Consider the following 8,060-nt stretch of genomic DNA (forward strand, 5'->3'; position numbering starts at 1 on the left):
TGGCCCGCGATGCCGCGACCGCCGCCGGCCAATGGCACCGGCGCATCACGCTGGCCGGGCGCTGGCGGCCGGAGCACAGCGTCTTTCTCGACAACCGCCAGATGAACGGTCGTCCGGGCTTCTTCCTGCTCACGCCACTGGAGCTTGCGCCCGGTGATGCCGTGCTGGTACAGCGCGGCTGGGCGCCACGCGACCTGCGCGACCGCGCGCTGCTGCCCGACGTGCCGACTGCCGGCGGCCGGGTGGAGTTGGTCGGGCAGATCGCCCCGGCTCCTGCTCGGCTGTATGCCTTTGCCGACGAGGAGTCGGGCCGGCTCCGGCAAAATATCGTCATCGATGCCTATGCCCGAGAAACGGGACTCGGGCTGCGTCCGCTCTCCATCGTCCAGACGGAAGGCGGCGTGCCCGAAGACGGCCTGCTGCGGCAATGGCCGCGACCGGCAGTCGACGTGCACAAGCACTACGGCTATGCCTTCCAGTGGTTCGCCCTGGCCACCCTGCTGACCGGTTTGTATGTCTGGTTCCAACTCCTCCAACCCTGGCTCCGGCGGCGGCGCACCGCGCGCTGAGGCGGCCACTGCGGAGCCGCTGAGCTTCGCCGTGCACAGTCTGCCGTCGCCGACGCTGCCGAACGCCGCAGTGCGTCACGGGCGTCTGAAGATGCTGCTGGTGCTGCTGGTGTGCGCGGCACCGGTGATCGCCTCCTACTTCACCTATTACGTCATCCGGCCCCAGGGACGCACCAACCACGGCATGCTCGTGGAGCCGCAGCGGCCCCTGCCGAGCGCGGAGGAGCTGCCCTTGAGCGACCTGCAGGGCGCCGGTGTCGATCCGTCCCGCCTCAAGGGCCAGTGGCTGCTGATCGCGGTGGCGGGCGGGGCCTGCGATGCGCAGTGTGAGCGCCAGCTCTACCTGCAGCGGCAATTGCGGGAATCTCTCGGCAAGCACAAGGACCGGCTCGATCGCGTCTGGCTGATCGACGATGCCGCAGCCCCCCGTTCCGAGCTGATGCCGGCCCTGCAGGGCGCCACCGTGCTGCGGGCGCCGGCGGCGGCGCTCGACCGCTGGCTGGCGGGCAGCGACCGCCAGGGGCTGGCAGCGCACTTCTTCCTGGTCGATCCGCTCGGCAATTACATGATGCGCTTTCCGGCCCCGAGCGAGCCCGATCGCATCAAGCGCGACCTCGAGAAGCTGATGCGCGCAGCGGCCAGCTGGGACGAGCCGGGGCGCTGAAGGCGGCAGATGGACTCGGCAGCCCTCGTCGACCTCGAGCCGCTCGCGCGCATGGCGCTGCTGGGCTGCGTGATCGCGCTCGGCCCGCTGGCCTGGGTGTGGGCGCGCACGCGCTCCGGCGACGGCCGCGACCGGTTGCGGGCGCTGACGGTGCTGACGCTCTTTCTCACTTTCGACTTGGTGCTGTTCGGCGCCTTCACGCGGCTCACCGATTCCGGACTCGGCTGTCCTGACTGGCCAGGCTGCTATGGCAGCGCCAGCCCGCTGGGCGCCCGTGACGAGATCCAGGCCGCTCAGAGTGCGCTGCCGACCGGCCCGGTCACGCACGGCAAGGCCTGGGTCGAGATGGTGCACCGCTACCTCGCGACGGCGGTCGGTGTCCTGATCACCGTGATGACGCTGCTGAGCTGGCAGCAGTGGCGCCGCGACGGCCGGGGGAGTTCCGAAGCGCCGACGCGGGTCTCTCCTTGGTGGGCCACCGTCACACTGCTATGGGTCTGTGTGCAGGGCGCCTTCGGTGCCTTCACGGTGACCTTGAAGCTCTACCCGGCCATCGTCACGGCGCACCTGCTCGGCGGACTCGCGTTGTTGGCGCTGCTGGCGGCACAGGCCTGGCGTCCGGCCGCCGACCGGGTCGTGGGGGTGAGCTCCGCGTTGCGCCGCAGCTTGGTCATCGTGTCATTGCTGGCCGTGCTGCAGATCGCGCTCGGCGCCTGGGTCAGCACCAACTATGCGGTGCTGGCCTGCAGCGATTTCCCCACCTGCCAGGGGCGCTGGTGGCCGACGATGGACTTCGAGCACGGCTTCGCCGTGCTGCGCCCGCTGGGCGTGGGCAAGGACGGCGCGTGGCTGCCGTTCGCGGCGCTGACGGCGATCCACATGACGCATCGCCTGGGTGCGCTGCTGCTGCTCGGTGGCTTGGCCTGGCTGGTGTGGCGGCTGGCGCGAGAACCGGCGCTGCGCCGCTACGCCGCGGGGTTGGTCGGCGTGGCTGCGTGGCAGGTCGTTACCGGCGTCAGCAACGTCGTGCTCGACTGGCCGCTGCTGGCGGCCGTGGCCCACACCGGCGGCGCGGCCGCGCTGGTACTGCTGTTGACGGCGTTGCTGTTGCGTACCACGTCGGCGCGCCCGGTTGCCGCGTCGTCCCGGGCCACCGCGCCGCTCGTGACGCGCCGCGCTTCCTAGAATTGCTTCTTGCTGCAGACATGTCCGAGACCCTCGCCACCCCACCCGCCGCGCTGCACACCTGGCTGTCGCGCTGGCGCCAGTTCAGCGCGCTGACCAAGCCGCGCGTGGTGCAGCTCATCGTGTTCTGCGCAGCCATCGGCATGCTGTTGGCCGTGCCCGGCTGGCCGTCGCTGCCTGCTTGGGGCGTGGCCCTGGCGGCCTCGATCGGCATCTGGCTGGTGGCCAGCGCCGCCGCAGCCTTCAACTGCCTGGTCGAGCAGACCATCGATTCGAAGATGAAGCGCACGGCCTGGCGCCCGACAGCGAAGGGCGAGCTGAGCAACACCCAGACCCTCAGCTTCGCCGTGCTGCTGTGCGTGGCCGGCATGGCCGTGCTGTGGGTCTGGGTCAATGCGCTGACGATGTGGCTCACCTTCGCCACCTTTGTCGGCTATGCAGTGATCTACACCGTGTTGCTGAAGCCGGCGACGCCGCAGAACATCGTGATCGGGGGTGCCTCGGGCGCCATGCCGCCGGTGCTGGGCTGGGCCGCGATGCGCGGAGAACTCGGCGCCGAACCGTGGATCCTCTGCCTGATCATCTTTCTGTGGACGCCGCCGCATTTCTGGGCGCTGGCGCTCTACCGCGCCGAAGACTATGCGCGGGCCGGTCTGCCGATGCTGCCGGTGACGCACGGCAACGACTTTACGCGCCTGCAGATCCTGCTCTACACCTTCGTGCTGTTCGCCGCGACCCTGCTGCCCTTCGTCTACGGCATGAGCGGCTGGTTCTACCTGGTCGCGGCCTGCGCGTTGGGTGTGGGCTTCTGCGGCCATGCTTTCCGGCTGTGGCGCCACTACAGCGAAGCGCTGGCGCGACGCACCTTCCGTTTCTCGATCTGGCACCTGTCGCTGCTGTTCGCGGCCTTGCTGCTCGACCACTACCTGGGCCCGCTGCTGCGGGGTACGCCATGATGATGCGCAGGCTCGCCGTTCTCACCGTCTGTGCCGCGCTCGGGCTGCTGGCCGCCTGCGACCCGGCGGCCAAGCCCGCCGAGCCCTTCAAGGGCATCGACATCACCGGCGCGACTACGCACGCGACTTCGCTCTGAGCGACGTCGAGGGGCACCCGCGCACGCTGGCCGACTTCAAGGGCAAGGCGACCGTGGTGTTCTTCGGATACACACAGTGCCCCGATGTCTGCCCCACCACGATGGCCGAACTGGCCGCCGTGAAGAAGCAGCTCGGCGCGGACGGCGACAAGCTGCAGGCGGTCTTCATCACCGTCGATCCGGAGCGCGACACGCCGGAGATCCTGAAGGCCTATATGAGCAGCTTCGACCCGAGCTTCGTCGCGCTGCGCAGCACGCCTGAGCAGACCCAGGCGGTCGCGAAGTCCTTCAAGGCCTTCTTCCGCAAGGTCCCGGGCAAGGCGGCGGACAGCTACACGATGGACCACACGGCGGGCGCGTACGTCTACGATCCGCAAGGGCGGCTCCGTCTGTTCGTGCGCTACGGACAGCCGATCGAGGCCTGGGTGGCCGATCTGAAGCAGTTGCTGGCCTGAAAAAAGGCCGGCCCCATGAACAAAGCGGCCCGCGGGCCGCTTTGTCGTCGCCGCAAGGCACGTCAGGGACTCAGGCGTAGGCGGCCAGCGCCTTGCGCATCTTCTTCATGGCGGCTACCTCGATCTGGCGGATCCGCTCGGCGCTGACGCCGTACTCGGCGGCCAGTTCATGCAGCGTCATGCCGCCCGAACCGTTGTCGTTGACCTTGAGCCAGCGTTCCTCGACGATGCGTCGGCTGCGCGCGTCCAGCACGTCCAGCGCCTCGCCGATGCCGTCGCCGGCCAGCGCGTCACGGCGCTGGGCGTCGAGCACACGCGTCGGCTCGTGGCGGTCGTCGGCCAGATAGGCGATCGGCGCGTAGCTCTCGTCGCCGTCGTCGGTCTGCGGATCGAGCGCGACATCGCCACCCGACAGGCGCGTCTCCATCTCGATCACTTCCTCGCGCTTGACCTTGAGTTCACTGGCCACGATGTCGATCTCGGCATCGGTCAGCGTGCTGCGGTGCAGGTCGCTGTCGGTGGCATCGCCCTTGAAACCCTGCTTCATCGAGCGCAGGTTGAAGAACAGCTTGCGCTGCGCCTTCGTGGTCGCCAGCTTGACCATGCGCCAGTTGCGCAGCACGTACTCGTGAATCTCGGCCTTGATCCAGTGCAGCGCATAGCTGACCAGTCGCACGCCCTGGTTGGGGTCGAAGCGCTTGACGGCCTTCATCAGGCCGACATTGCCTTCCTGGATCAGGTCGCCGTGAGGGAGTCCGTAGCCCAGGTACTGACGCGATACCGACACGACCAGACGCAAGTGCGACAGCACCAAGCGACCGGCAGCCTCGAGGTCGTGTTCGTCACGCAGCCGCTGGCCGAGCGACTGCTCTTCCTCGAGCGTCAGCATCGGCAGGCGGTTCACGGCGGCGATATAGGCATTCAGGTCGCCGAGAGACGGGACCAGCGCCCACGGATCGCGCACCGTCAGCGCCTGCGAGCCCGCGGAAGTGTTCAGGGACAGCGTGGTGTTCATGGCATCGAAAGACATCCAGAACCTCCTTTCGTTCCATCAATATTAGCACTCACGTAAAACGAGTGCTAAAACTCCAAGACGGAAGGGCCAAGGACTGCCCGGATCACACTGCTTCGATCGGGCAAGCCGAAACCTCTTCGATAGTGAGCATATGCTTACAAATGCCGCTGCGGTCGAGGTGCGATGGCCCGTCACCCCGGGCGCTGCGAGCTCGCTAGACTGCGTTTCTTACCCGGAGACCGCCATGGCCGCCAGCTTCCATTGGGACGACCCCTTGCTGCTCGACAGCCAGCTGAGCGAGGACGAACGCGCTGTGCGCGACGCCGCGCAGGCTTACTGCCAGGACCGCCTGGCGCCTCGTGTGCTGGAGGCCTTTCGCCACGAGAAGACCGACCCGGCCATCTTCCGCGAGATGGGCGAGCTCGGCCTGCTCGGCGCCACGCTTCCCGAAGCCTATGGTGGCGCCGGCCTCAACCACGTTTGTTACGGCCTGGTGGCCCGCGAGGTCGAGCGTGTCGATTCCGGATACCGCTCGATGATGAGCGTGCAGAGCTCGCTCGTCATGGTGCCCATCCACGCCTTCGGGACCGAAGCCCAGAAACAGAAGTACCTGCCCAAGCTCGCCCGCGGCGAATGGATCGGCTGCTTCGGCCTCACCGAGCCCAACCACGGTTCCGACCCCGGCAGCCTGGCCACGCGCGCGCGCGCCGTGCAGGGCGGCTACGTCCTCAGCGGCGCCAAGATGTGGATCACCAACAGCCCCATCGCCGACGTCTTCGTTGTCTGGGCCAAGGACGATGGCGGGCAGATCCGAGGCTTCATCCTGGACAAGGGCATGAAGGGCCTGGAAGCCCCTGCGGTGCACGGCAAGGTCGGCCTGCGGGCCTCGCTCACCGGCGAGATCGTCATGGACGAGGTGTTCTGTCCCGAGGAGAACGCCTTTCCCGAGGTGCGCGGCCTGAAGGGGCCCTTCACCTGCCTCAACAGCGCCCGCTACGGCATCGCCTGGGGAGCGCTGGGTGCTGCGGAGGACTGTTTCCACCGCGCCCGCCAGTACGTGCTCGACCGCCCGCAGTTCGGCCGGCCGCTGGCGGCCAACCAGCTGATCCAGAAGAAGCTTGCCGACATGCAGACCGAGATCACGCTGGGTCTGCAGGGCTGCCTGCGGCTGGGGCGCATGAAGGACGAAGGCACGGCGGCGGTCGAGATCACCAGCATCATGAAGCGCAACTCCTGCGGCAAGAGCCTGGAGATCGCCCGGATGGCGCGCGACATGATGGGCGGCAACGGCATCTCTGACGAGTTCGGCGTGGCGCGCCACCTGGTCAACCTCGAGGTGGTCAACACCTACGAGGGCACGCACGACGTGCATGCCCTGATCCTCGGGCGGGCCATCACGGGAATCCAGGCGTTCTGCTGAGGCCGGATCGCGCGGCCGGCGTGCATCTCCCCTCAGGTTGGCGTCAGCCCACCGTCAGTACGCTGCCGAACGCAGCGGAGACGATGCGGGTCGACGGGGAGGCAGGCCTGCGCGCTACAGTGCGGGCCATGGTCATCGCTTCCACTTCGAACATGATTCACCGTTCCAAGGCACTCGCGCAAGACCCATCCTCCATGCACATCCTGCTGGCTGAAGACGACCCGGCACTGGCCGAGTCGACGGCGCGCGCACTGCGCTCGCAAGGCTGGGTGGTCGACCACACGCCCCGCGGGGAACCGGTCCCGACGTCTGTCAAGACGGATCCCTACGACCTCCTGATCCTCGACATCGGCCTGATCGGCATCGATGGCTTCGAGACGCTGCGTCGTGTGCGCGAGCAGGGCTCGACCCTGCCGGTCCTGATGCTGACCGCGCGCGACGCGATCGAGGATCGCGTGCACGGCCTCGAGATGGGCGCCGACGACTACCTCGTCAAGCCGTTCGCGCTGGCCGAGTTGATCGCGCGGGTGAAGGTGCTGACGCGCCGTCACCAGGCGCGCCAGGGCAGCGTGCTCTCGATGGGTGGGTTGCGCATGGACCTCGAGGCCAACCGGGCCTGGATCGGCGAACAGCCGCTCGATTTGTCGGCGCGCGAATGGGCGGTGCTCGAGTACCTGCTCAGCCGGGTCGGACATGTCGTCGGCAAGGAGCAGATTCTGCAGGCCATCAGTGGCTGGGACGATGCGCTGTCGGAGAACGCGGTCGAGGTCTACGTCTCGCGCCTGCGGCCGAAGATCGAGCCGGCCGGCCTGCGCATCCGCGCCGTGCGCGGCTTCGGCTACCTCGTGGAAGAAGTCGCCGGAGCCGCTCCCTCCGTGCAGTGATGCTCAACAGCCTGAAGGCCACCCTCCTGCTGTGGGTGGTGCTCCTCACGGTGCTGATCGCGCCGGTGCGGCTGTTCTTTGACCTGCGCGGCCAGCTGCAGCGCACCAGCGATGCCTACGACGTCGGACTGAGCGACTGGGCCTTGGCGCTGGGCAACCTGGTGCACGTGATCGACGGGCAGATGGAGTTCGAGCTGAACCAGCAGACCGAGCAGTCGCTGCGCACGAGCGCAACGGACACCACCTACTACATCGTGCTCGACGCCGACGGCCAGCGGCTGGCTGGCGACGCCCCGCTGGCCAGTCCGCCGATCACGCTCGCTCGTGGCGAGCGCCGGATGTTCAACACGCGGGTCGACGATCATCCCGTGCGGATGGCGGTGCACGCGGTCGAGTGCGGCGCCCGGCTGTGTCAGGTTCGCGTGGCGGAGACGCTGGTCAAGCGGGACAAGGCGCGCAACGAATCGCTGGTCCTGACACTGACGCTCGCGCTGGTGTTCGCATTGGTGTTCGCGGTGGCGATCTGGTGGGTGGTGCGGCACGCGATGCAGCCGCTCGAGTCCGTCAACGAGCAGCTGGCGCAGCGCTCGCTCGACGACCTGCGGCCCCTGCGTCGCGGGCGCATGCCCAGCGAGGTGCAGCCGCTCCTCAACGCGATCGACCAGCTGCTGCAGCGCGTGGCGGCCGACGCGACGCGGCAGCGCCATTTCATCGCCGATGCGGCACACCAGTTGCGCACCCCGCTGACTGCGCTGCGGACCGAGTCCGAGCTGGC

Annotated in this window: 8 protein-coding genes and 1 pseudogene; 8 read left to right on the forward strand and 1 reads right to left on the reverse strand. The window is 68.2% G+C overall.

The window, feature by feature from the left end:
- The 5 genes and pseudogenes from x551_RS15625 to x551_RS15645 all read left to right on the forward strand — a co-directional run.
- Window positions 1-569, forward strand: a 569-nt coding sequence (locus x551_RS15625) for an SURF1 family protein (RefSeq protein WP_036249366.1), incomplete at its 5' end; no start/stop codon positions are given.
- The gene (locus tag x551_RS15630; RefSeq protein WP_011830751.1) at window positions 514-1,233 is read left to right on the forward strand and encodes a hypothetical protein; all 720 of its coding nucleotides are present in this window, start codon (window positions 514-516) and stop codon (window positions 1,231-1,233) included. The genes x551_RS15625 and x551_RS15630, both read left to right, overlap by 56 nt.
- Before the next feature lie 9 nt (window positions 1,234-1,242).
- Complete coding sequence (locus x551_RS15635; protein ID WP_036249369.1) at window positions 1,243-2,418, forward strand: COX15/CtaA family protein; 1,176 nt, start codon at window positions 1,243-1,245, stop codon at window positions 2,416-2,418.
- 20 nt (window positions 2,419-2,438) lie between these two features.
- A complete protein-coding gene (gene cyoE / locus x551_RS15640; protein ID WP_036235031.1) occupies window positions 2,439-3,374 on the forward strand; it encodes a heme o synthase in 936 nt (311 codons plus the stop codon).
- Window positions 3,374-3,966: pseudogene (locus x551_RS15645) on the forward strand (SCO family protein). The gene cyoE and the pseudogene x551_RS15645 overlap by 1 nt, the downstream one beginning before the upstream one ends.
- 70 nt (window positions 3,967-4,036) lie before the next feature.
- Here the strand turns inward: x551_RS15645 and rpoH are convergent.
- Window positions 4,037-4,996 carry an RNA polymerase sigma factor RpoH gene (rpoH, locus tag x551_RS15650; RefSeq protein ID WP_231497758.1) on the reverse strand — a complete coding sequence of 320 codons (960 nt, stop codon included), beginning with the start codon at window positions 4,994-4,996 and terminating at the stop codon, window positions 4,037-4,039.
- Between the two features lie 229 nt (window positions 4,997-5,225).
- Between rpoH and x551_RS15655 the strand changes: the two genes are divergently transcribed.
- The 3 genes from x551_RS15655 to x551_RS15665 all read left to right on the forward strand — a co-directional run.
- Window positions 5,226-6,401, forward strand: coding sequence for an acyl-CoA dehydrogenase (locus x551_RS15655; RefSeq protein WP_036235036.1), 1,176 nt, complete (start codon window positions 5,226-5,228; stop codon window positions 6,399-6,401).
- Window positions 6,402-6,595: 194 nt separating this feature from the next.
- Entirely contained in the window at window positions 6,596-7,285 is a 690-nt protein-coding gene (locus x551_RS15660) for a response regulator transcription factor (protein WP_036249371.1), read from the forward strand.
- On the forward strand, window positions 7,285-8,060 hold a 776-nt coding region (locus x551_RS15665; RefSeq protein ID WP_036249374.1), incomplete at its 3' end, for a sensor histidine kinase N-terminal domain-containing protein. The genes x551_RS15660 and x551_RS15665, both read left to right, overlap by 1 nt.

The organism is Methylibium sp. T29 (genome assembly GCF_000576205.1).
In the GTDB taxonomy this organism is placed as follows: Bacteria; Pseudomonadota; Gammaproteobacteria; order Burkholderiales; family Burkholderiaceae_C; genus Methylibium; species Methylibium petroleiphilum.

Excerpts from the sequence above, each read along its gene's own strand:
- x551_RS15635 (WP_036249369.1), top strand. The coding sequence starts at position 1,243 with ATGGACTCGGCAGCCCTCGTCGACCTCGAGCCGCTCGCGCGCATGGCG.
- x551_RS15660 (WP_036249371.1), top strand. The coding sequence starts at position 6,596 with ATGCACATCCTGCTGGCTGAAGACGACCCGGCACTGGCCGAGTCGACG.
- rpoH (WP_231497758.1), bottom strand. The coding sequence starts at position 4,996 with ATGTCTTTCGATGCCATGAACACCACGCTGTCCCTGAACACTTCCGCG.
- cyoE (WP_036235031.1), top strand. The coding sequence starts at position 2,439 with ATGTCCGAGACCCTCGCCACCCCACCCGCCGCGCTGCACACCTGGCTG.
- x551_RS15630 (WP_011830751.1), top strand. The coding sequence starts at position 514 with ATGTCTGGTTCCAACTCCTCCAACCCTGGCTCCGGCGGCGGCGCACCG.
- x551_RS15655 (WP_036235036.1), top strand. The coding sequence starts at position 5,226 with ATGGCCGCCAGCTTCCATTGGGACGACCCCTTGCTGCTCGACAGCCAG.